Below are 23,991 nucleotides of genomic sequence, written 5' to 3' on the forward strand. Positions count from 1 at the left end.
GCTTATTTGCCGGAAGGTCTAACAAAGTTGCTTACTTAAAAAATCTTTTATTAATGTGAGTCTTCATGTGCCTGAGACAGGTACACAATGGTCAGCATCATAAAGACGAACGCTTGGATGGTAATAACCAGAATGTGGAAAATAGCCCACGGTAATGAACCCAACCATTGCGCCCACCACGGCAAAAGAGCCGCAATCAGGATAAATACCACTTCACCGGCAAACATGTTACCGAACAAACGCATACCGAGTGAGATGGGTTTCGCCAGCAGCGACACCACTTCAAGCAGCAGGTTGAACGGGATCATGAGTGGGTGATTGAACGGGTGAAGAGCCAGCTCTTTAGCAAAGCCACCCAGGCCTTTAATCTTGATGCTGTAGAAAATCATCAAGAAAAACACACCCAGTGCCATTGCCAATGTGATATTTACATCAGCTGTCGGTACCACCTTCATGTAAGGAATACCAAGCTGCTCCGCTGGATAAGGAATAAAATCGATGGGAATTAAATCCATCGTATTCATCAGGAATATCCAGACGAAAATGGTCAGAGCCAAAGGCGCAATCAGTGGATTCTTTCCATGGAAGGTTTCACGTACGTTGTTATCAACGAACTCCACCAACATTTCTACAATACACTGAAGCTTGCCCGGAACTCCTGTTGTAGCTTTTTTCGCCACTGATCGGAACAGCCATAAAAAGCCGATACCAATGACAATAGAGAAAAACAGGCTATCAATATGCACCGCCCAGAAACTACCTTCCTCCACCAGGCCCAGCTTATCCGTAGACAGGTTGGTTAAGTGGTGGGAGATATAACCGGAGGGTGTAAGCGCTTCACCTGGCGCAGCCATAACTCATCCTATTTGTTGTTGTTAATGAATAAAACTGGTGCAAGGATGTTGATCCCAAGAACCAGCAAATAGGTCAGTTTGAGGGGAATAAGTTCCACCTCGGCATACAGGTAAACAACGGAAAACAACGCGACAGTCAGCAAAATCTTGAGCACTTCACCACTGTAGAATGATGCTACAACGAGCTTAGCTGCTCTTGCTCCACCAAAAAGGAATGCGCACAACGCAAAGGCTGCGTTGGCAATGACAAAAATGCCACCGCCAATGAGTGCGGAAACTCCCCAGTCGACATTGATGGCCGCGACCATCAAGATTGCCGTTGCTAACACGACGCACACTTGTAACAGCAGCAACCTTTTCGCAAGCTTGCGACCGGGTCGCGTGAGCGTCGATACCATGTATTCGTTCCTCGATTCCTTTCCTCTTAGCACCTTGGTCGTGCTGGGAAAACTGCGAAAATTATACGGGTCACCCTTTTGAATGCAATCTCATCACATCAAAAAGGGAGGCTAAATTTTACAACAGGGTAACCTGATCACAGTAAGCAAAAATATGTAACAAAAACCCAACGCGTTATATCACAATTCCTCTCCAAGAATTGCAAGAATTTGCATGAGTTTTTCGTCCTGATCAAAGTTAATCACCAGCTTGCCACGACCACTCTTGCTTTGAGACAGATTCACCGAAGTGCCCAATTTATCCGCTAATCTATCCTGAACTGCAATCAGTTCTGGTGACATGAATTTCGATGATTTTTCCACTGCCGGTGCCAACATTTTTTTCACCAGCGCTTCCGTCTGTCTGACGGTGAGTTTTCTATTCACTGAGGCCAATGCCGCCTCAATCTGGGCTTCACCTTCTAAAGCTAACAGTGCACGGGCATGGCCCATTTCCAGCTGCCGTCCAGACAACAGTTTTTTTACGCCAGTTTCAAGGCTATTCAACCGCAATAAATTACTGATAGTCGCTCGGGATTTCCCCAATGCTTCGGCCAGTTGTTGGTGGGTAAGTGAAAAGTCATGGGCTAAACGGTCCAGCGCTTCGGCCTCTTCCATCGCATTGAGATCTTCACGCTGGATGTTCTCAATAAGTGCGATAGCACTGGCCGCTTTATCATTCAATTGACGGACCAAACAAGGAATTTGGGTCAAGCCTGCAATTTTGGCCGCACGGAAGCGGCGTTCACCGGCAATAATTTCGTACTGTCTGTCGCCGATATGACGCACAACCAAAGGTTGAATGACACCTTGGGCGCGGATGGATTCAGCCAACTCTTCCAATGCGTCCTGCGCCATATCCTGACGGGGTTGGTACACACCGGGACGCAATGCCGACAATGGCAGTTGCTGTAATTCACTGTTGTTTACGGCTTCCTGGGTTTCACTGTTCAGATCGACACGGGCCTGTGCTTTGGCACTGGTAGCCAGTAGCGCATCGAGTCCTTTACCCAATCCACGTTTGGTAGCGTTCATTCAGGTTCCTTAAGACGCGTTGGCAACAGCCTGTCTGGTCTGTTCTTCCCGGCGCAATATTTCTCCGGCTAATGCCAGGTAGGATTTGGCACCACTGGAGTGTTTGTCGTAGTACATTGCCGGTTTGCCGTGACTTGGCGCTTCAGCAAGGCGTACGTTGCGAGGGATGACAGTTCGGTAGACCTTGTCTCCAAAGTGCTTTTTGATCTGTTCAGACACTTCTGTCGCCAGACGGTTGCGCGGATCGTACATGGTTCTGAGCAGGCCTTCCACATGCAAGTCAGCATTCACCACACTGGCCAGCTTGCTGATGGTATCCATCAGCGCGGTCAGTCCTTCCAGTGCAAAATATTCACACTGCATCGGAACCAAAACGGAATCCGCCGCTGTCATGGCATTGATTGTAAGAAGGTTCAGAGAAGGGGGACAATCAATGAAGATGAAATCATAGTTTTCACGAACGTCAGCAAGTGCATTACGCAACCTGACTTCGCGGGCAAACACTTCCATGAGTTTGATTTCAGCCGCTGTCACATCACCATTGGCGGCAATCAGGTGGTAACCGCCAGTGGTGTCCGTCACAACCACATCGTTAAACGGGGTTTCCTCAACCAGTAAATCATAGGCAGTGGCATGAACATCATATTTATCCACACCACTGGCCATGGTTGCATTGCCCTGTGGGTCAAGGTCTATCACCAATACCTTGCGCTGTGTTGCCGCCAGCGACGCTGCCAAGTTGATACAGGTCGTTGTTTTACCAACGCCTCCCTTTTGGTTTGCAACAGCTATGACTTTTCCCACAAGACGCCCCCCGCCAATAATCCTAATGAACCAAGATTACTAGATGACGCTGACCTTCCAATCCCGGAACAGTCAAAGGTTTGATATCTGTCACAGAACATCCCGCAGGAAGTTCGTCAATCTCGACCTGATCGACGTGCCCCTTGAGCGCAAGGAACTTACCGCCTGTGGCAGGCAGATGATGACACCAGTTCACCATGTCGCTCATGGAAGCAAACGCACGGCTCAGCACACCATCAAATCCCTGCTCAGGCTGGAAGTCTTCTACCCGGCTCTGCACCGCAGTGACATTGGTGATCTTCAGTTCATGCAGCACCTGGCGGATAAATCGAATACGCTTACCGAGGCTGTCGAGCAAGGTGAAGGATTTCACCGGATTAATGATCGCCAACGGGATCCCGGGAAGCCCCGGGCCTGTTCCGACATCAATGTAATGGTGACCATCCAGATATTCGCTCACCACAATGCTGTCCATGATGTGTTTGACGATCATATCGTTCGGATCACGCACCGAGGTCAGGTTGTACGCTTTGTTCCATTTGTGGAGCATCTCCACATAACCAATCAGTTTATCCTGTTGGTCGGCAGGGATTTGCATCCCAGCCTGTTCAATCAGTTGTGCCAGACGTTGTTTCACGGTCTATCAGGCCCCTTTTTTCAGCATGCCTTGTTTTTTCAGGTGTACCAGCAAAATAGAAATTGCTGCTGGTGTAATACCGGAAATACGCGACGCCTTGCCGATGGTTTCCGGACGGGCATCTCGCAATTTGGCGACCACTTCATTGGACAGCCCTTTAATCTGGGTGTAGTCCAAATCAATCGGCAGACGGGTGTTTTCATGGCGGATATATTTTTCAATCTCTTCCTTCTGACGATTGATATAACCGGCATATTTGATCTGGATTTCAACCTGTTCAGAGGCCTGTAGATCTTCATGCGCTGGCGCAAACACTGGATTTGCCACCAGATCGTTATACGTCACTTCCGGACGGCGCAGCAGATCTTCACCGTTCGCCTCACGGGATAGAGGGGTTTTCAGGATCGCATTAAGTGCGTCCGCGTGTTCGGAAGCGGGATGGATCCAGGTACTGCGCAAACGCTGGGTTTCCTGTTCCATGTTCTCCAGTTTCTGGTTAAAGCGCGCCCAGCGCTCATCATCCACCAGCCCCAACTCACGGCCCATTTCGGTCAGGCGAAGATCCGCGTTGTCTTCACGCAGCAGCAGACGGTATTCAGCACGGGAAGTGAACATGCGGTACGGTTCTTTGGTCCCCATGGTCGACAGATCATCAATCAACACGCCCATATACGCTTGGTCACGGCGAGGGCACCAACCTTCTTTGTCCTGGGCAAATAGCGCGGCATTGGCACCGGCAAGCAGGCCTTGTGCAGCCGCTTCTTCATAACCCGTTGTGCCGTTGATTTGACCAGCAAAGAACAGGCCTTTGATAAATTTGGTCTCAAAGGTTTGTTTCAGATCGCGTGGATCGAAGAAATCATACTCGATCGCATAACCCGGACGGATCACGCGGGCATTCTCAAATCCTTTGATCGAGCGAATTATCCCCATCTGGACATCAAACGGCAGGCTGGTGGAAATCCCATTAGGGTATAACTCATTCGTCGTCAGACCTTCTGGCTCAACAAAAATCTGATGTTTGTCTTTATCGGCAAACCGCATGACCTTGTCTTCAATTGACGGACAGTAACGCGGGCCGATTCCTTCAATCACGCCGGCATACATTGGACTGCGATCCAGATTTTTGCGGATCACATCATGGGTTTGTTCATTGGTATAAGTGATATAACACGGCACCTGGCGGGGGTGATCTGACACCTTGCCCATGAAAGAAAATACCGGACATGGGTCATCTCCATGCTGGGTTTGCATCACACTGAAATCAACGGTACGCGCGTCAATACGGGGTGGGGTACCAGTTTTCAGGCGATCGACACGGAAGGGCAATTCACGGAGACGATCAGCCAAGGCGATCGAAGGAGGATCGCCTGCACGGCCACCCGCGTAGTTCTCCAGGCCGATATGGATCTTGCCACCAAGGAAAGTGCCTACGGTCAAAACCACTGCACGAGCACGGAATTTAAGGCCCATTTCGGTCACCACACCTGTTACCTGATCCTGTTCAACGATCAGGTCATTCACCGCCTGTTGGAACAACATCAGGTTTGGCTGGTTTTCCAGCGCTTCACGGACCGCTGCCTTGTACAGTGCACGGTCAGCCTGTGCACGGGTCGCACGGACTGCGGGCCCTTTAGACGCATTCAGGGTACGGAACTGAATCCCCCCTTTGTCAATTGCCCGCGCCATCAGGCCGCCCAACGCATCGACTTCTTTCACCAGATGTCCTTTTCCTATCCCGCCAATGGCTGGGTTGCATGACATTTGCCCCAATGTATCGATGTTGTGGGTTAGCAAAAGGGTTTGCTGCCCCATACGTGCAGCGGCCAATGCAGCTTCCGTACCTGCATGACCACCACCGACAACGATGACATCAAAGTTATCCTGGTAAAACATGGTGTGACCTCAATAAGGAATGGGTTGATCGGTTGGTTGAGCAAAAGAGGATCATTCTAGCGCTTTTCAGAAACGGAGAGAACCAAAAGTGTGATCTTTGATCGAAAGGGAGAGCTCTTAAAATATATAAGATCTTTATATAGATCTTTATGTTGATCTCTTATTACGGGTAACGATCTTTGTGGATAACTTATAAATGATCAACATGATCATAATGTTAGTTGCGATCAATATCTGTGCGTTAGCTTGGATCTAATCTTGTACTGCTTGGGATCAAAATGGGTAGTTATCAACAAGGTAAGGATTTAAGTAAAGTTGTTATTGGGATAACTATAGGTTGATCACTGTTTAGATCTATAGTTATCCACAATATAGAGATCACATAATTGAATTATTTTTGCGTGGCTTTTTCTCTGATTTATTCACAGATCGCCAATTTGTGTTGGGATAACCAGACTTCAGCCGGTTCTTCCGGGAGAGGTTGATCGAGGATATCAATTTCCAGCATCGGGGCACTTTCGCGAGCTCCCAGTGATTTAAACAGCACTGATGCGGCTTTTCCTGCACCGCAAAACGTGTCATAACTGGAATCACCGATAGCGATAATGGCATATTTCAGGGAAGTTAAATCCGGTTTTGAAGCTTTTAATGCGGCCATCATGGGGGCCAGGTTATCCGGATAATCACCCGCGCCGTGGGTAGAGGTCACCAGCAACAGGTGAGTGGCATTGGTGACGTCGCTCAACTCACCTTCATTGATCACGTTGACGTTATAGCCTTCCTGTTCAAGTAATTCTGCCAGATGATCGCCAACATATTCAGCCCCGCCCAGGGTGCTGCCGGTGATCAGGGTTAATTCCTTCATAAGATTGTTCTCTAACGGCTTATTAATGTCCGTTAGTATTGAAGGGCGGATGTATGCGCGTCAAGTCAGCTTGGCGGGTAGCTTTCATTACGGTAAAAACAGGTAAAGTTTTTGGGGAGAAGTGCCTGAATTTTGTTTTTTCCCCGTTTCTTGGCATGGTTAACGGCAGTGTTGGCCGTATCGACAAGCTTTGCGCCACTGATACAGGCATCGCTTGACGTGGTTACCCCCAGACTGGCGGTACGTTTCACCGCTGTGTTATCGAGCAGCAGTACGCTGCGCCCAATGGCTAGCTTGATTTGTTCGGCAACGTTCATTGCTTTATTTGCCGGGGAATTTTCCAGTAATACCACAAAGGTATCTGCATGCAGCCGCCCAATGGGTGTCTCGGCGGGAAGCTGTTCCCGCAGCAGATCCGCGATGTGTATTAATACCTGATCTCCGGTTTGCCGGCCATGCATCTCATTGATTTGTGAAAAGTCATCCAAATTGATTGCGATGATTGACAGGGGAGTGTTACGGCGACGTGATTGGAAAAACAGCTCATCTGCCTGATTGTAGAGGCTCTGGCTGTTGGCGGTGCCGGTCAATAGATCTTCATGCACCAACTTCCTCGATTGTTCATCGATATTGTGCAGATCCACGAGATAGAAGTCTGTCAGCGCGACGGATGCCAATACCAGGATAAGGATAACGCACAGGTAGGCGGCCTGAGCATTGGTGCCTGTCAAGCCAAGAACGGGATCGGAAGCGGGGAGCGTTTTAGCCAGAAAAAGCAGGAAGATCGCAATAAGAGAGAGACCATAGCGGGGAAAACGTGCTTTGGGATCGAACACCAGCACAACCGCAGTGGGGACCACCAACAGCAGCAATTCTGTTTCGAAGTTATCGGAAAGGACAAACAAGGGAAGGAATAACTGCTGAAGAAAGAAGATAATAAAAATCCAATATTTGGCAATCCAGAGAATACCTTCACGGGTCAGTACAAATGTAATGATATACAGAACTGCAAACAGCCCATTTAGCAGGGCTGCAGTGGCACTGCCAAAAGCAAACCAGAACAGCGCCGAAAATAACAGGGTGCCACCTGTGCAAAGGCAGGCCAGCAGATTCACCATACGAAGATGATGCACCTGAAGTTTGTCGCAGCGTGTTATTCCCATATTGAGAATGGGGTTGAGGCTGTTGATCATGGCATCAGCTGGTCGAAAGGAATTTGCTGATAAGTGTAGCAAAAGAGGGACAGTTCGCCTGTTGGAAAAAGGCGAACTGAAGGCAGCCTTGGTGGATTACTTCCCGATACAGAAAGAACTGAAGATCCGGCCAAGCAGATCGTCTGAGCTGAATTCCCCGGTGATTTCTGAAAGATGCTGCTGGGCAATACGAAGCTCTTCAGCAAGAATTTCCCCGGCCATATACCCTTCCAGTTGATCTTTTCCTATCTCCAGGTGACGGGCAGCGGCATCCAGTGCTTCCAGATGGCGGCGTCGGGCCATAAAGCCGCCTTCTGCAGCGCCTGAGAAGCCCATACAGGCTTTCAGGTGCTCGCGCAGGGCATCGACACCGGCACCGGTTTTGGCACTCAGGCGAATCAGTGTAGGCTGGCTGGCGTGGCAGATCCCTAACGTTTCTCCGGTGATATCAGCTTTGTTCCGGATGACGGTCATTCCCATATTGGATGGCAGTCGGTCAATAAATTCTGGCCAGATCTCTTCTGGTGACGTCGCGTCTGTTGTGGTGCCATCCACCATGAACAGTACGCGGTCGGCTTGGGCGATTTCATCCCACGCACGCTCAATGCCGATGCGTTCCACTTCGTCAGAGGCATCGCGAAGACCTGCTGTATCGATGATGTGCAGCGGCATACCGTCGATGTGGATGTGTTCGCGCAAAACGTCGCGGGTGGTACCTGCAATGTCAGTCACAATCGCACTTTCCTTACCGGACAGGGCATTAAGCAGGCTGGATTTTCCGGCATTGGGGCGACCGGCAATCACCACTTTCATCCCTTCACGCATGATTGCGCCTTGGTTTGCTGCTTTTCTTACTTCGTCGAGCGAGGTGATAATGTTGTTCAGGTCACCGGCCACTTTTCCGTCTGAGAGAAAGTCGATTTCTTCATCCGGGAAATCAATCGCGGCTTCAACATAGATACGCAAGTGGATCAGCGCCTCCACCAGTGCATTAACCTTGCTGGAAAAAGCACCTTGCAGGCTTTGCAACGCACTTTTGGCTGCCTGTTCAGAGCTGGCATCTATCAGGTCGGCGATAGCTTCAGCCTGCGCCAAATCCAGTTTGTCATTCAGGAAGGCGCGCTCAGAGAATTCACCGGGACGCGCTGTGCGCACACCGTCAATTTCCACGATGCGTTTTATCAGCATGTCCATGATGACAGGGCCACCATGCCCCTGAAGTTCCAGCACATCTTCACCGGTAAATGAATTGGGGGCCTGGAAGTACAGGGCAATCCCCTGGTCAAGTGCGTTGCCTTCGGCATCTTTAAACGGCAGGTATTCGGCGCGGCGAACCGGCAAATCCCGCCCGGTCACCGCCTTGGCAACGGCTTTGGCTTTAGGACCGGATACGCGAATGATGCCCACACCGCCGCGTCCCGGTGGTGTGGCCTGCGCAACAATGGTGTCTGAGTGAGTCATGAAACTTTACCTGCGTGTTGAAAACGTTGCTTAGTGTATATCAATTTTTCCTGACTGCTTGTCGCGTGTTCAGAAAGAAGAAAGGCGGCCATGGGGCCGCCTTATCAGTGTGTGGTGCGATTAGCCGCGGCTATGAAGGCCTTTTTTCTCCAGCGCACGGTAAATCAGGGTTTGCTGGAGAAGGGTCACGATATTCGACACCAGCCAGTACAGAACCAGACCTGCCGGGAACCACAGGAAGAACACAGTGAACATCACTGGCATGAAGTTCATGATCTTCTGTTGCATTGGGTCGGTCACGGTACTCGGGCTCATTTTCTGGATCAGGAACATCGATGCACCCATCAGCAATGGCAGCACATAGAATGGATCCGGTGCTGACAAGTCCTGAATCCACAGCATGAACGGTGCATGGCGCAGTTCTACTGATTCCATCAGCGCCCAGTACAGTGCGATGAAGATAGGCATTTGCAGAAGCAGAGGTAAACAGCCGCCGAGCGGGTTGACTTTCTCTTTCTTGTACAGCTCCATCATTTCCTGGCTCATGCGCTGGCGGTCATCGCCAATACGCTCACGCATTTCCTGCAGTTTTGGTTGCAACATGCGCATTTTTGCCATCGAGGTGTACTGTGCTTTGGTCAGTGGATACATCACACCACGTACGATGAAGGTCAGGATAATGATTGCCACACCCCAGTTACCCACGAAGCCTTGGATGGTTGACAGCAACCAGTGCAGTGGGCTTGCGATAAACCACAGCCAGCCGTAATCGACTGTCAGGTTCAGGTTTGGTGCTGTTTGTTCCATTTGGTCCTGAAGTTTAGGACCTACCCACAGTGTGGCATCCAGTTGGGCGGTTGAGCCTGCAGCCACTGTTGTGGTTGGATAGCGCACACCGATAAAGCCCTGACCATTGCTGGTACGGGTATACAGGTTAGCTTCACCGTCTGAATGCGGGATCCAGGCTGCAACAAAGTAGTGTTGCATCATGCCTGCCCAGCCTTGCTCCGCGATAGTCAGGTTCAGGTTTCTGTCCTTCATATCGTCAAAGCTGTATTTTTCGTACTTTGCGTCGTCTGCAGAGTACACACCGCCACGGTAAGTTGGCATGGTCAGGCTGCCGCCGTCATCCAGCAGGTTTTGCTTCAATTGTGCATACATCTGCACATTGGCCTCTTTACCGCTTTGGTTGTCAATGGTGTAGTCCACGTCAACTGCGTAGTTATTACGTTTCAGGACAAAGGTCTTGGTATAGGTAATACCATCTTTTTCCAGTGTCAGCGGCACACGCAGTTCATCCTGGCCATCAGCCATCACAAAATCGGTACCGTTGGCAGTAAACTTCGCTCGGCCATTCAGGGTATCGATACCATCGGCGCCAATCAGGCCGCTTTGGGCCACGAAAACGTGGTCAGGCTGGTTTTTCAGCAGAACAAATTTGTTGTCAGAGTCGAACTCTGCATCATATTGGTTCAACTCAGCGTGAATGATGTCACCGCCTTGTGTGTCAACGGTCAAAGTCAGCACGTCACTTTGCAGGGTGATCAGCTTGTTTGAGACGGCGTCCTGGGTCAGAGGCTGGGACGCATCTGAGCTGGCAGGGACATCACCACTGTGTTGTGCTTGCTGTGTTACGCCCTGGCCCTGTGGTTGAGGGTTGGTTGCTTCCGTCCAGTTGAGGTACAACATGAAGGATACAAACATTAGGGCAATCAACAGGATATTGCGTTGAGAATCCATTGTTAATTGTCTCGATTTTTAGGATGACGCGGGGGTACAGGATCGTACCCACCATGATTAAGAGGGTGGCATTTTAATAAACGTTTGCTGGCGAACCAACACCCTTTTATCACACCGTGACGGTTGACCGCTTCTATGGCGTATTGAGAGCATGTCGGCGTGAAGCGACATCGGGGCCCCAGAAGTGGACTGATGAAGAGTTGGTACCCGCGAAACAGTCCAGTGACTATTTTTTTCGCGGTGGTCGAGACAAACGTTGCCATAACTTATCAAGCAGCTTACTCAGTTCTTCATTGCTGAGCTCATTGGCACTTTTTTTCGCAATCACAACATAGTCTTTTGCCGGCAGGTCATGCTGATGAAGACGGAAACTTTCCCTGACCAGTCGCTTAAAACGATTGCGGTCAACAGCGAGTTTGATTTGTTTTTTGGGCACAGCCTGACCGAGACGGGGACGTCCAAGTGTGTTGTTGCGTGCAAGAATGGTTAAGTGTGGAGAGCCAGCGCGATGAGGTTGCTGGAAGACAAAGTTGAAATGTTCGGGAGTTAACAGACGTAACTCCCGAGAAAAAGCTAGCTTATTCACAAATCGCTAAGGATTATTTTGAAAGCTTGCTACGGCCTTTCGCACGGCGAGCGGCAATAACCTTACGGCCGTTCTTCGTTGCCATGCGCGCACGGAAACCGTGAGTGCGCTTACGCTTTAGAACTGAAGGTTGAAAAGTGCGTTTCATGGTTTCTACCTTATTACTGATCAGTTTTTAGGTTTGTTAACCCGACGTGGGACAGAATCGTCCGACGCCTCTCAACAAAGAGGGCGGATTGTAATCACTGACTGACTTGTAGTCAATGTTAAAACCACGGGGGCTTTAATCCGACAACCTCCCGGGCGCGCAATTATACGTGGTCGCGGTTCAAGCGCAAGGATCCTTTATCGATCTTATTCACTTATCCCTGTGTAATTCTTGTGAGATTATCAGGGATAATCCTGTATGGAATGAGAGAATATGATCGGGGTATATTTTTTAAAGGTAGGGATCGAGGGTGACGTTATTGTGGATGAAGGCCATCAACATCGTGATCAGATCTTCATATTTTCCCCCGGAATTTGGATAACCCTGTGAGTAAGTCGGGTGTTTTCTGTGCTGGACTGCCAGATAATTGTGCGATCTGTGTGTATAACTTAGATCTTATTCACTGCAAAAGGGATCTTCCCGCTAGCGATCCTTGCAGTAGAAGTATAAACTTACATCCCTTTTCAATAATTCAGTGTGGAGTCAGACGTGTCATCTTCGCTTTGGTTGCAGTGTCTTCAGCGCCTTCAGGAAGACCTCCCTGCAACAGAATTCAGCATGTGGGTTCGACCGCTTCAGGCGGAGTTAAATGACAATACCCTGACTTTGTTCGCGCCAAACCGTTTCGTGCTGGATTGGGTACGCGATAAGTATCTTAATAGTATCAATCAGTTACTGAATGATTTTTGCGGTAACGACCTGCCTTTATTGCGTTTTGAGGTAGGCAGTAAGCCTGTGGCTGTAGCAGCACCACCGAGCCAACCTGCGACACCCGCGCCGGTAGCGCCAGTCTCAAAACCGGTTGGGCGTACCTGGGAACCGGCACCATCTCCAGTGCAGTCTGATGTGAATCACCGTTCTAACGTCAATCCCAAGCATAAGTTCACCAACTTTGTTGAAGGTAAGTCGAACCAGCTGGCACTGGCGGCGGCTCGCCAGGTGGCTGACAACCCAGGGGCAGCGTATAACCCACTTTTCCTCTATGGTGGTACCGGCTTGGGTAAAACTCACCTGTTACATGCTGTGGGTAACGCTATCTCCGATCGCAAGGCGGATGCGCGTGTGGTGTATATGCACTCCGAGCGTTTCGTGCAGGATATGGTCAAAGCGCTGCAGAATAATCAGATTGAAGAGTTCAAGCGCTATTACCGGAGTGTGGATGCGCTGCTTATCGATGACATTCAGTTTTTTGCCAATAAAGAGCGTTCGCAGGAAGAGTTTTTCCATACCTTTAATGCGCTCCTTGAAGGCAACCAGCAAATCATCCTGACCTCTGACCGCTATCCTAAAGAGATCAATGGGGTGGAGGATCGTCTTAAGTCGCGCTTTGGCTGGGGGCTGACAGTGGCGATTGAACCGCCAGAGCTTGAAACCCGGGTAGCGATTTTGATGAAAAAGGCGGAAGACCATAATATCCGCCTGCCTGACGAAGTGGCGTTTTTTATTGCTAAACGTCTGCGTTCGAATGTTCGTGAGCTTGAAGGGGCACTGAACCGCGTGATAGCGAACGCTAACTTCACTGGCCGTGCTATTACCATTGATTTTGTCCGTGAAGCACTGCGAGACTTGCTTGCGCTTCAGGAAAAACTGGTGACCATCGACAACATCCAGAAGACTGTTGCCGAGTATTACAAAATCAAAATGGCGGATCTGCTGTCGAAACGTCGCAGTCGTTCAGTTGCTCGGCCACGTCAGGTCGCAATGGCGCTGTCTAAAGAGCTGACCAACCACAGCTTGCCGGAGATTGGCGACGCATTTGGTGGCCGCGATCATACTACGGTACTTCATGCATGCCGAAAGATTGAACAGCTGCGCGAAGAGAGCCACGATATAAAAGAAGATTACTCCAACCTGATCCGGACTTTGTCGTCTTAATATGAAATTTACCGTTACCCGTGACCAATTTTTAAAACCCCTGCAGCAAGTATCTGGTGCACTTGGGGGGCGACCCACACTGCCGATCCTCGGAAATATCCTGTTGAAGGTGGAATCCGGTCAACTTTCCATGACCTGTACCGATCTTGAAGTGGAGCTGATTGCCAACCTGCCGCTGGAAAGCGAAGCGCAAGAAGGGGCTGTGACGGTTCCATCGCGCAAATTCCTCGATATTTGCCGTGGTTTGCCAGACAGTGCCTCTATCAGTTTCTCGCTGGAAGGCGACCGTGCTGTTATCCGCTCGGGCCGCAGCCGCTTTACGCTATCGACTCTGCCTGCTGCTGATTTTCCTAATATCGAAGACTGGCAGAGCACCGTGGAGTTTACCCTGCCACAAGGTAAGCTGCGCCAGCTGATGGAAAGCACCGCTTTTTCCATGGCTAATCAGGATGTGCGTTACTTCCTAAACGGTATGCTGCTCGAAACAGAAGGTACTACATTGCGTTCTGTCGCAACGGATGGCCACCGAATGGCGGTGGGTACGACCTTGTTGGATAACGAACTTGCTGCGCAGCAGGTAATCGTGCCACGCAAAGGGGTAACGGAATTGATGCGTATGCTGGACAATCCGGATGCACCGGTGACTATCCAGATTGGCAGCGCCAATATCCGCGCACTGGTAAACCAGTTTGTGTTTACCTCCAAGCTGGTTGATGGCCGCTTCCCGGATTACCGCCGGGTGCTGCCACAGTCTTCCAATAAAATCATGGAAGCCGGTTGTGATGACCTTCGACAGGCGTTTTCCCGCGCAGCTATCTTGTCGAATGAAAAATTCCGCGGTGTGCGCCTTAACCTGAGTGCGGGACAGCTTCGTATTTCTGCTCACAACCCTGAACAGGAAGAAGCGGAAGAGTTTGTTGACGTCAATTATGACGGTGACGACCTCGAGATCGGGTTTAATGTCAGCTATGTGCTTGACGTGCTCAACACACTTAAGAGTGAACAGGTGCGGTTTTCGATGACAGACGGCACTGCCAGTACCCTGGTTGAAGACTGTAACAATGATGACGCTATGTACGTCGTGATGCCTATCCGTCTCTAACATGGCGCTGTCCCGACTCTCGATACATGATTTGAGAAACATTGAAGCCTGTGACCTTAGCCTGTCATCAGGCTTCAATTTTCTTGTAGGGCCAAATGGCAGTGGAAAAACCAGTGTGCTGGAGGCTGTGTATTACCTCGGACATGGTCGTTCTTTCCGCAGCCCGCTGACAGGCAGGGTGATCCGCCACCAGCAGGACAGATTGGTGGTGCATGGTCGGATACAGCACGGTGATACGTTACTTCCGGTTGGGCTACAGAAGAACCGGGATGGCAGTACGGAAGTCAAAATTGGTGAAGAACGTGGGCAGAAACTGGTGCAACTGGCTGAAGTGCTGCCTATGCAACTTATTACGCCAGAAGGCTTTGAGCTGTTAACCGGGGGTCCCAAGTTCCGCCGTGCGTTTATTGACTGGGGCGTGTTTCACGTGGAACCCCAGTTTTATCCTGTGTGGGCAAGAGTGAAGCGTTTGACCAAACAACGTAATGCGTTGATGAAGACCGCCCGCAGCTATCGTGAGTTGAGCTACTGGGATGCAGAGCTGGCACCGCTCGCCAACCAGATTGACCAGTGGCGGAAAGAGTATATCGAAAAGCTGGCGGAACGCGCCGCCAAGCTGTGTGAAGCGTTCTTGCCTGAATATGAAATCAGACTCAGCTACAGCCGTGGCTGGGACAAAGAAACAGGGTATGCCGATTTGCTGCGTGACAACTTTCTGCGCGACCAGCAACTGGGCTATACCGTCAGTGGCCCCCATAAGGCCGATTTGCGCCTGAGAGTGGGAGGGACGCCGGTTGAGGATGTGTTGTCCCGCGGACAACTGAAGTTGATGGTCTGCGCCTTGCGTTTGGCCCAGGGACAGCAGCTCACTGACGACAAAAAGAAACAGTGTATCTATCTGATCGACGATTTTGCCTCTGAGCTGGACAGTCAGCGCCGGGCGCTGTTAGCAGAGCAGTTAAAAGCCACTGGGGCACAGGTATTTGTCAGTGCCATTAGTGCCGATCAGGTCGCTGAAATGTGCGACGAAAATAGTAAGATGTTTCATGTGGAACACGGTAAAATAGCCGCAGAATAAATTAAGCGAGAGTAACTCAATGTCCAATAATTATGATTCATCGAGTATCAAGGTACTCAAGGGTCTGGATGCAGTACGTAAGCGTCCGGGGATGTACATCGGTGATACTGACGATGGTACCGGTCTACACCATATGGTCTTTGAGGTGGTCGATAACTCTATCGATGAAGCTCTCGCGGGTCATTGTAACGACATCGTGGTCACTATCCACGAAGACGGCTCTGTGTCCGTTAAAGATGACGGACGTGGCATCCCGGTAGACATCCATGAAGAAGAGGGGGTGTCGGCTGCCGAAGTTATTATGACAGTGCTTCACGCTGGCGGTAAGTTCGATGACAACTCGTACAAAGTCTCCGGTGGTCTGCACGGTGTGGGTGTTTCCGTGGTTAACGCTCTGTCGGAAAAACTTGAGCTGACTATCTGGCGTCATGGCCACGTACACCAGCAGATTTATCGCATGGGTGTGCCAGAAAAGCCGCTGGAAGTGATTGGTGATACTGACGAAACCGGAACGCGTATTCGTTTCTGGCCAAGCGATGAAACCTTCTCGGATACTACGTTCCACTATGACATCTTGGCAAAGCGCCTGCGTGAATTGTCATTCCTGAACTCCGGTGTTTCTATCAAGCTGATCGACGAGCGCGAAGAGAACAAACACGACCACTTCATGTACGAAGGGGGTATCCGTGCATTCGTTGAGCACCTTAACCGTAACAAAACGCCGATTCACCCCACTGTGTTCCATTTTGAGCATGAACGTGAAGACGGTGTGTCAGTAGAAGTATCGATGCAATGGAACGATGGCTTCCAGGAAAACATCTACTGCTTTACCAACAATATTCCCCAGCGTGATGGTGGTACCCACCTTGCCGGTTTCCGCGCGGCACTGACCCGTACCCTGAACAACTTTATGGATAAAGAGGGTTACTCTAAGAAAGCGAAAGCGGCGACCTCTGGCGATGATGCGCGTGAAGGTCTGACTGCGGTTGTGTCAGTGAAAGTGCCGGATCCGAAATTCTCCAGCCAGACTAAAGACAAACTGGTCTCTTCAGAAGTGAAGTCAGCGGTTGAGTCTGCGATGGGTGAGAAACTGGCTGAGTTTCTGATTGAGAACCCTCAGGATTCCAAAATCGTCTGTAGCAAAATTATCGACGCAGCGCGTGCCCGTGAAGCAGCACGTAAAGCGCGTGAAATGACCCGTCGTAAGGGTGCGCTGGATTTAGCTGGCCTGCCAGGCAAGCTTGCAGACTGTCAGGAGAAAGATCCTGCACTGTCTGAACTCTACATTGTGGAGGGTGACTCTGCGGGCGGTTCTGCAAAACAGGGTCGCAACCGTAAGAACCAGGCTATCCTGCCGCTGAAAGGTAAAATACTGAACGTTGAGAAAGCCCGTTTCGACAAAATGCTGTCTTCCCAGGAAGTGGCGACGCTAATCACTGCGCTGGGTTGTGGTATCGGCCGCGACGAGTACAACCCTGACAAACTGCGCTACCACAGCATCATCATCATGACCGATGCTGACGTCGATGGCTCGCACATCCGTACGCTGCTGTTGACCTTCTTCTACCGTCAAATGCCTGAACTGATCGAACGAGGCTACGTTTATATTGCTCAGCCGCCGCTTTACAAAGTGAAGAAGGGCAAGCAAGAGCAATACATCAAAGATGATGAAGCCATGGAGCAGTATCAGGTTTCTATTGCTCTTGAAAATGCGTCACTGTACGTCAACCAGGATGCGCCAGCGTTGAATGGCCTTGCACTTGAAGAGCTGGTAAAACAATACAATGGTGTCATGAAGCTGATTAAGCGCATGAGCCGCCGCTACCCGCATGCGATGCTGAACGAGCTGGTTTATCAACCGCGTCTGAGTGTCGACACGCTGAAGAGCGAGAGTGACGTTCGTGCATGGATTGATACGCTGGTGGCGGTTCTGAACAAGAACTCGACCGGTGAAAGCCAGTATCGCGCAGAGGTGAAATTTGATGAAGAGCATCAGGCTTATCAGCCAGAGCTGATTGTTCGTACCCACGGTGTCGATCACGAATACCTCATCAGCTACGATCTGCTGAACTCCAAAGAGTACGGCCGTATTGCCGATTTGTCTGAAGCATTGAATGGTCTGCTGGATGACACCGCGTATATCCAACGTGGTGAACGTAAGCAACCTGTGAAGAGTTTTGCTGATGCGCTGGCATGGCTGATCAAAGAGTCTAATCGTGGCCTGACCCGTCAGCGCTATAAAGGTCTGGGTGAGATGAACCCGGATCAACTTTGGGAAACCACCATGGATCCGGAATCACGTCGCATGATGCGCGTGACCATTCAGGATGCAGTTGCAGCAGATGAACTGTTTACTACGTTGATGGGCGATCACGTTGAACCACGTCGCGCGTTTATCGAAGATAACGCCCTGAAAGTAGCAAACCTCGACGTGTAACCACGTGAATCTACGTAAAATCTGAGTAGCAAACGCCGCACTAGCGGCGTTTTTTACGTAGAATTAGCGGAAGTTATAAGCCATTGATTATAAGTGTTATTCTTGTGTTTTTTTACAATAGCGTCCGCTAATTTTTTATGAATTGATTGTGACAGGCCATGCTAGGTTGACAAGTTGTCTTGCTGGTTGTGAAGACAGCAAAAAGCCCAGTTGATAGTCAAACTGGGCGATGTTTCACGTGAAACCTTCGACTTGAATCAGACCTCTAAGTAAGCTCGCTCTACTTCCTCTTTAAGGATCTCAATACCTCGTGCAATAGCCTCATCATCCTGAACATAGTTCATTCTTAAACATTCATGGGTGTGGTCCCAATCGAGATCTGAACCAATAAAGAAATACCCGCCGGGGACGATCAATAAACCACGTTGCTTTAAACGCCTATAAAGCTCTTTAGTGCTGATTGGCAGTCCTTCGAACCAGAGCCAAAGAAATATGGCACCTTCGGGTTTGTGGATTTTGAAGCGTTCATCAGGAATGGCTTTCTGCAGGCGCTCAATACTGCGCTGCGCTTTAGCCTGATAAAAAGGTTTGATGACAGTTTCACTGAGTGACAACAAATCACCGGTTTTAATCATTTCAAGTGCGAGTGCTGGGCCAACACCACAAGGAGATAAACTGACGATGCCGTTGATGTTGGAAAGGGCAGTGACAATCTCTTCCTGGGCGATAATAATACCGCAGCGTACGCCAGGTAAACCTAGCTTAGAAAGGCTGGAACAAAGGATAGTATTGGCATTCCAAAATGGCTTCACATCCTCAAAGATAATGTTGGGGAAGGGCACACCATAAGCGTTGTCGATGATAAGTGGAATGTTGTGTTGTCGTGCAAGCTTATCGAGCTTGGCAATCTCTTCATCAGTGAGGACATTACCGGTCGGGTTCGTTGGGCGTGACGCGCAAATTGCTGCGACAGAATCGTCGACTTTCAGCGTATCGAAATCAACGTGATACTTAAATTGGCGATTATCCAGATGTTCAATAGTCGGTTTGAAGCTGGTGAATATATCCGGATCGATGCCTGAGTCGGCATAGCCGATATATTCTGGGGCTAGTGGCAGTAAGATTTTTTTAAAACTGCCATCGTCATACTGACCTGCAAACAGATTAAACAGGTAAAAGAAGGCACTTTGGCTGCCATTGGTGAGCATGATGTTTTTGGAGGTTATTTGCCAACCAAAGGTTTTATTCAGCATTTCTGCTAAAGCGGCAATAAAGGCTGTTTTACCCTGTGGTCCATCATAGTTGGAAAGTGCGGCAATCAGTGAGCCATCATCAAGCATTCTCTGGCTAAGCGCTTCAAAGTGTTCAAGCATTTCGGGAATCGCGGCGGGGTTACCACCCCCTAACATGATGGCATCAGGATTGCGAAGGCCATCGTTGAGGTCATCCATTAATTGTGCGATGCCTGAGTGTTGTGAAAACTTGGTGCCAAACTTAGAAAACTGCATGAACGCCTAACCTTGTTCCTTTGAAAATCCCTTTATTGTTCGGTAAACAATAACTGATGCATCATCCGTTTTGAAATCTATTTATTGGATATCTACATGTTTTCATCGCCCGCATGTATTAAAGCCAAATGAAAAGACGTTTACTGCTCTAGGTGTAGAAAAAATGTATTCGTTATCGACTTTATCCTGAGCAGAGGCTTAACAATAAAGACCTTGTCGTATTGGAATTGATACAGGGACACAATTCATTGAGGCATGTTTTTCATCAGGCCACTACGGATGTACTGTCATTAGGTGTTATATGTAATGATGATTTCACTTTTTCCCCAGAGAACCGACTGACGACTTCGCCAATTAACATGCTTAAAGTACTCACATCACTCTATGCGCTAGTGTTTCTATTCAGCGCTTACAACCCAAATTCTTATCCGGTTTGGATTGCAGAGATTGTCCCCGCGATTGGTGTGTTAGCAATCATTTGGTGGGCGAATCGCTATCACCATTGGTCTACAACGGCTAGTATCTTGATGTTCATTTGGCTTTGTCTTCATACCATAGGTGCGAAGTACACATTCGCTGAGGTGCCGTTTGATTGGTTTAATGATGCCATTGGATCAGAGAGAAACCAGTTTGATAGGGTGGCGCATTTCTCTATTGGGCTTTTCGCCTATCCAATTGCGGAGGTGTTGCTCGATAAGAAACTTGCGAGACCCGTTATCGCATTTCTGTTTGCATTGTTCTCAATTATGGCAGTTGCCGCAGGCTATGAAATCATCGAATGGTGGTATGCAGAATTGGCGGGTGGTGACGAGGGTATTGCGTTCCTCGGTTCCCAAGGTGATATCTGGGATGCGCAAAAGGATATGTTAATGGATACGCTGGGAGGATTGGCTAGCCTCTGTTTACTGGCTTACCAACGAAGATACCGTTAAATATACTTACGCAATGTTTCACGTGGAACATTGCGCGACACTCGAATGCCTGGCTACATGACAAAATAAAAAGCCCCGCATTCGCGAGGCTTTGAACGCTACGTTATCGAGGTTTATTTCTGAAGCAGAGAGATATCTGCCACATTCATAAACTGACTGCGTAGGGTATTGAGCAGCGCCAGACGGTTCGCTTTCAGTGCTTCGTCTTCAGCCATAACCATTACGTTGTCAAAGAAGGTATCAACCGGCTCACGCAATTCGGCAAGTTGCGTCAGGGCGGTTTGGTAATCGCCTGCTGCAAATACCGGTGCCAGTGCCTCTACCATTGCCGTGACTTTATCAGCCAGTGCTTTCTCGGCATCTTCAACCAGCAGTTCACTGTTGATGGTGTCAGAAAGCTCACCGTCGAATTTCGCCAGGATGTTCCCTACACGTTTGTTTGCCGCTGCCAGTGATTCAGCCGCATCCAGTGAACGGAAGTGGGTCACGGCTTTCACGCGTTTGTCGAAATCAGCCGGTTGGGTAGGACGCATCGCCAGTACAGCTTGAATCGCATCAACGCTGTGGCCTTCATCCTGATACCAGGCACGGAAGCGACCCAGCATAAACTCAATCACGTCTGCTTCAACATTCTCGTTGGTCAGGCGGTTACTTCCGTCTTCATTCGCGAACAGAGACTTGGCTTTCGCCACCAGATCGGTGAGATCCAGATCATAACCGTACTCGACGATGATGCGCAGTACACCCAGGGAAGCACGGCGCAGTGCGAAGGGGTCAGAGCCTTTAGGTGCCTGACCGATACCGAAGATACCTACGATGGTATCCAGCTTGTCTGCCATGGCCAGTGCAGAAGAAACACCATCGCCTGGCAGTTCATCGCCTGCGAAACGCGGCATGTATTGCTCGTTCAGCGCAACAGCGACCTCTTCGGCTTCGCCATCATGACGTGCATAGTGCATACCCATCACACCCTGGGTTTCGGTAAATTCGAAAACCATCGAGGTCATCAGGTCACACTTTGCAAGCAAACCGGCACGTTTTGCCTTTTCAACGTCGGCGCCAATCTTGTCAGCAATGTAGCCAGCAAGCTCGGTAATGCGGTCTGTCTTGTCTTTGATGGTACCCAGTTGCTTCTGGAAAATCGCAGTTTCCAGTTGTGGCAAGCGGTCAATCAAAGGACGTTTGCGGTCAGTGTCGAAGAAAAATTCCGCATCCGCAAGGCGAGGGCGTACGACCTTCTCGTTACCCTCAATGACGTGGCGGGGCTCTTTCGATTCGATGTTAGATACGAAGATAAAGTTAGGCAGAAGCTGCTTGTCTTCGCTATAAACCGGGAAGTATTTTTGGTCACCCTTCATGGTGTAAACCAGTGCTTCAGATGGCACTTTGAGGAACTTCTCTTCGAAGGTTGCGGTCAGCACAACGGGCCATTCAACCAGAGAAGTCACTTCTTCAACCAGGTCATCTTCCAGATCAGCTACACCACCAAGCTGTTTTGCCGCTTTCTGGGCATCAGCAATGATAGTGGCTTTACGCGCTTCGTAATCGGCGATGACTTTACCGCGCTCCTCGAGAATAGCAGGGTACTGATCGGCATTATCGATGGTAAATTCTGCCTCGCCCATAAAGCGGTGACCACGGATAGTGCGTGTAGAACCCACACCCATAATGGTGCCCTCGACAAGCTCGTCACCCAGTAGGATGGTCAGGGTTTTTACCGGACGGATAAACAGGGTCTCTTTGTCACCCCAGCGCATTGGCTTGGCGATAGGAAGGTTTGCCAGCGCTTTGTCAGCCAGTGCCACAACGATGTCTTTGGTGTTTTGGCCTTTGACTTCTTGCTTAAATAGCAGCCATTCACCTTTGTCAGTGACCATGCGATCGGCGTCTGCTACTTCGATACCGCAACCACGGGCCCAACCTTGTGCCGCTTTGGTTGGGTTACCGTCTGCATCAAATGCTGCTGAAACGGCTGGGCCGCGTTTTTCAACCACTTTATCTGCTTGCTGTTCTGCCAGTGCAGATACTTTAAGCGCCAGGCGTCGAGGTGTCGCATACCACTTGATGCCTTCATGGGCCAGCTCAGCTTCTTTCAATTCTTGCTCAAAGTTCGCAGCAAATGCTTCAGCCAGTGTGCGAAGCTGCGTAGGTGGCAGTTCTTCGGTACCCAGCTCAATCAGGAAATTCTTCGCCATCTTACTTCTCCTCACCCTTTTTGCACATTGGGAAGCCTAACGCTTCACGGGATGCGTAGTACGCCTCTGCCACTGACTTGGTCAGGTTGCGGATACGTAGGATGTAGCGTTGACGTTCGGTTACGGAGATAGCTTTACGGGCGTCCAGCAGGTTGAACGCATGGGCAGCTTTCAGGATGCGCTCATACGCAGGCAGTGGTAATGGCTTTTCAAGCTCAAGCAGCGTCTTACATTCTTTTTCGCACTGATCAAAGTACGTGAACAGGAAATCCACATCTGCGTGCTCAAAGTTGTAGGTCGACTGTTCGACTTCATTCTGATGGAAGATGTCGCCATAAGTTACTTTACCAAATGGGCCATCGGTCCAAACCAGGTCGTAAACAGAATCCACGCCCTGAATGTACATGGCCAGACGCTCGATACCGTAAGTGATTTCACCTGTAACTGGCTTGCACTCGAGACCGCCCACTTGCTGGAAGTAAGTAAACTGAGTGACTTCCATACCGTTCAGCCATACTTCCCAACCCAAACCCCAGGCGCCCAATGTAGGGTTTTCCCAGTTGTCTTCGACGAAACGGATGTCGTGAACTTCAGGATCGATGCCCAGTACACGCAGTGAGCCAAGATACAGTTCCTGAATGTTGTCCGGAGACGGTTTCAGAATGGTCTGGAACTGGTAGTAATGTTGCAGACGGTTAGGGTTTTCACCGTAACGACCATCAGTAGGACGGCGGGAAGGTTGAACGTAAGCAGCGGCAATTGGTTCTGGACCAATGGCACGCAGACATGTCATTGGGTGAGAGGTGCCAGCACCTACTTCCATGTCGAGGGGCTGTACGATGGTACAACCTTGTTGGGCCCAGTAATCCTGCAGCGCGAGGATCATGCCCTGAAAAGTTTTAACGTCGAATTTTTGCATCGTCAGGTTCGCGCGATTTAATGAAGTGAAAATAACACGCGATTATAGCGTGCAAGGCTTGGGATAAGTAGGGGTAATGGCGGTTTTTTGTTCGTCAGGCTCAAAGGTAGAGACCAACTTCGAAAGGCCTGGAGATTACAGGTTGTTTTTAGGGGGCGTGAAACGCTAGAATGCGCTGGCTCTTGGGGAGTAGTCTCTCGCGCCAGCGAGGCCATTATCAACATATTTG

General features: G+C 49.8%; 21 protein-coding genes. 5 read left to right on the plus strand and 16 right to left on the minus strand.

Going from position 1 to position 23,991, the window contains the following annotated elements; all coding sequences use genetic code 11:
• Window positions 1-50: 50 nt before the first annotated feature.
• The 13 genes from atpB to rpmH form a co-directional block, all read right to left on the minus strand.
• Entirely contained in the window at window positions 51-854 is an 804-nt protein-coding gene (gene atpB / locus VHA_RS00540; protein ID WP_005500771.1) for a F0F1 ATP synthase subunit A, read from the minus strand.
• A gap of 8 nt (window positions 855-862) precedes the next feature.
• Window positions 863-1,252 (minus strand): F0F1 ATP synthase subunit I, encoded by a 390-nt coding sequence (locus tag VHA_RS00545; protein ID WP_040527907.1) that lies wholly within the window; start codon window positions 1,250-1,252, stop codon window positions 863-865.
• 180 nt (window positions 1,253-1,432) lie between these two features.
• The gene (locus VHA_RS00550) at window positions 1,433-2,326 is read right to left on the minus strand and encodes a ParB/RepB/Spo0J family partition protein (protein ID WP_005500774.1); all 894 of its coding nucleotides are present in this window, start codon (window positions 2,324-2,326) and stop codon (window positions 1,433-1,435) included.
• A 9-nt stretch (window positions 2,327-2,335) separates the two neighbouring features.
• On the minus strand, window positions 2,336-3,130 hold the full coding sequence (locus VHA_RS00555) for a ParA family protein (protein ID WP_005500776.1): 795 nt from the start codon (window positions 3,128-3,130) through the stop codon (window positions 2,336-2,338).
• Between the two features lie 22 nt (window positions 3,131-3,152).
• Complete coding sequence (gene rsmG / locus VHA_RS00560) at window positions 3,153-3,728, minus strand: 16S rRNA (guanine(527)-N(7))-methyltransferase RsmG (RefSeq protein WP_218564431.1); 576 nt, start codon at window positions 3,726-3,728, stop codon at window positions 3,153-3,155.
• Window positions 3,729-3,773: 45 nt separating this feature from the next.
• A complete protein-coding gene (gene mnmG / locus VHA_RS00565) occupies window positions 3,774-5,663 on the minus strand; it encodes a tRNA uridine-5-carboxymethylaminomethyl(34) synthesis enzyme MnmG (protein WP_005500780.1) in 1,890 nt (629 codons plus the stop codon).
• Window positions 5,664-6,081: 418 nt separating this feature from the next.
• Window positions 6,082-6,528: an FMN-binding protein MioC gene (gene mioC / locus VHA_RS00570; RefSeq protein ID WP_005500783.1), complete on the minus strand. Its 447-nt coding sequence runs from the start codon at window positions 6,526-6,528 to the stop codon at window positions 6,082-6,084.
• A gap of 65 nt (window positions 6,529-6,593) precedes the next feature.
• Complete coding sequence (locus VHA_RS00575; protein ID WP_005500785.1) at window positions 6,594-7,721, minus strand: GGDEF domain-containing protein; 1,128 nt, start codon at window positions 7,719-7,721, stop codon at window positions 6,594-6,596.
• Between the two features lie 96 nt (window positions 7,722-7,817).
• Window positions 7,818-9,182 carry a tRNA uridine-5-carboxymethylaminomethyl(34) synthesis GTPase MnmE gene (mnmE, locus tag VHA_RS00580; RefSeq protein ID WP_005500788.1) on the minus strand — a complete coding sequence of 455 codons (1,365 nt, stop codon included), beginning with the start codon at window positions 9,180-9,182 and terminating at the stop codon, window positions 7,818-7,820.
• Between the two features lie 120 nt (window positions 9,183-9,302).
• Window positions 9,303-10,922 carry a membrane protein insertase YidC gene (gene yidC, locus VHA_RS00585; protein ID WP_040527911.1) on the minus strand — a complete coding sequence of 540 codons (1,620 nt, stop codon included), beginning with the start codon at window positions 10,920-10,922 and terminating at the stop codon, window positions 9,303-9,305.
• Window positions 10,923-10,924: 2 nt separating this feature from the next.
• On the minus strand, window positions 10,925-11,185 hold the full coding sequence (yidD, locus tag VHA_RS18510) for a membrane protein insertion efficiency factor YidD (RefSeq protein ID WP_081455976.1): 261 nt from the start codon (window positions 11,183-11,185) through the stop codon (window positions 10,925-10,927).
• Window positions 11,149-11,508, minus strand: coding sequence for a ribonuclease P protein component (gene rnpA, locus VHA_RS00590; protein WP_040527913.1), 360 nt, complete (start codon window positions 11,506-11,508; stop codon window positions 11,149-11,151). The genes yidD and rnpA overlap by 37 nt, the downstream gene beginning before the upstream one ends.
• 13 nt (window positions 11,509-11,521) lie before the next feature.
• Window positions 11,522-11,656, minus strand: coding sequence for a 50S ribosomal protein L34 (gene rpmH, locus VHA_RS00595; protein WP_002540783.1), 135 nt, complete (start codon window positions 11,654-11,656; stop codon window positions 11,522-11,524).
• Window positions 11,657-12,205: 549 nt separating this feature from the next.
• Here rpmH and dnaA point away from each other — a divergent pair.
• The 4 genes from dnaA to gyrB are packed head-to-tail and all read left to right on the plus strand — an operon-like array spanning window position 12,206 to window position 18,208.
• Entirely contained in the window at window positions 12,206-13,591 is a 1,386-nt protein-coding gene (gene dnaA / locus VHA_RS00600; RefSeq protein WP_005500793.1) for a chromosomal replication initiator protein DnaA, read from the plus strand.
• A 1-nt stretch (window position 13,592) separates the two neighbouring features.
• Window positions 13,593-14,693: a DNA polymerase III subunit beta gene (dnaN, locus tag VHA_RS00605; RefSeq protein WP_005500794.1), complete on the plus strand. Its 1,101-nt coding sequence runs from the start codon at window positions 13,593-13,595 to the stop codon at window positions 14,691-14,693.
• Between the two features lies 1 nt (window position 14,694).
• Window positions 14,695-15,771 (plus strand): DNA replication/repair protein RecF, encoded by a 1,077-nt coding sequence (recF, locus tag VHA_RS00610; protein WP_005500796.1) that lies wholly within the window; start codon window positions 14,695-14,697, stop codon window positions 15,769-15,771.
• A gap of 19 nt (window positions 15,772-15,790) precedes the next feature.
• Window positions 15,791-18,208: a DNA topoisomerase (ATP-hydrolyzing) subunit B gene (gene gyrB / locus VHA_RS00615; RefSeq protein WP_005500798.1), complete on the plus strand. Its 2,418-nt coding sequence runs from the start codon at window positions 15,791-15,793 to the stop codon at window positions 18,206-18,208.
• 257 nt (window positions 18,209-18,465) lie between these two features.
• On the opposite strand, the gene VHA_RS00620 is transcribed toward gyrB, so the two are convergent.
• Window positions 18,466-19,716, minus strand: coding sequence for a valine--pyruvate transaminase (locus VHA_RS00620; RefSeq protein ID WP_005500799.1), 1,251 nt, complete (start codon window positions 19,714-19,716; stop codon window positions 18,466-18,468).
• A gap of 338 nt (window positions 19,717-20,054) precedes the next feature.
• Here VHA_RS00620 and VHA_RS00625 point away from each other — a divergent pair, with 338 nt between their 5' ends.
• Entirely contained in the window at window positions 20,055-20,648 is a 594-nt protein-coding gene (locus tag VHA_RS00625; RefSeq protein WP_373994194.1) for a DUF2238 domain-containing protein, read from the plus strand.
• Between the two features lie 113 nt (window positions 20,649-20,761).
• Here the strand turns inward: VHA_RS00625 and glyS are convergent, their stop codons facing one another.
• Together glyS and glyQ are read right to left on the minus strand one after the other, a co-directional pair.
• Window positions 20,762-22,843 carry a glycine--tRNA ligase subunit beta gene (gene glyS / locus VHA_RS00630; RefSeq protein ID WP_005500803.1) on the minus strand — a complete coding sequence of 694 codons (2,082 nt, stop codon included), beginning with the start codon at window positions 22,841-22,843 and terminating at the stop codon, window positions 20,762-20,764.
• 1 nt (window position 22,844) lies between these two features.
• Window positions 22,845-23,762 (minus strand): glycine--tRNA ligase subunit alpha, encoded by a 918-nt coding sequence (glyQ, locus tag VHA_RS00635; RefSeq protein ID WP_005500805.1) that lies wholly within the window; start codon window positions 23,760-23,762, stop codon window positions 22,845-22,847.
• Between the last annotated feature and the right edge of the window lie 229 nt (window positions 23,763-23,991).

This window comes from Grimontia hollisae CIP 101886 (assembly GCF_000176515.1).
Classification (GTDB): Bacteria; Pseudomonadota; Gammaproteobacteria; order Enterobacterales; family Vibrionaceae; genus Enterovibrio; species Enterovibrio hollisae.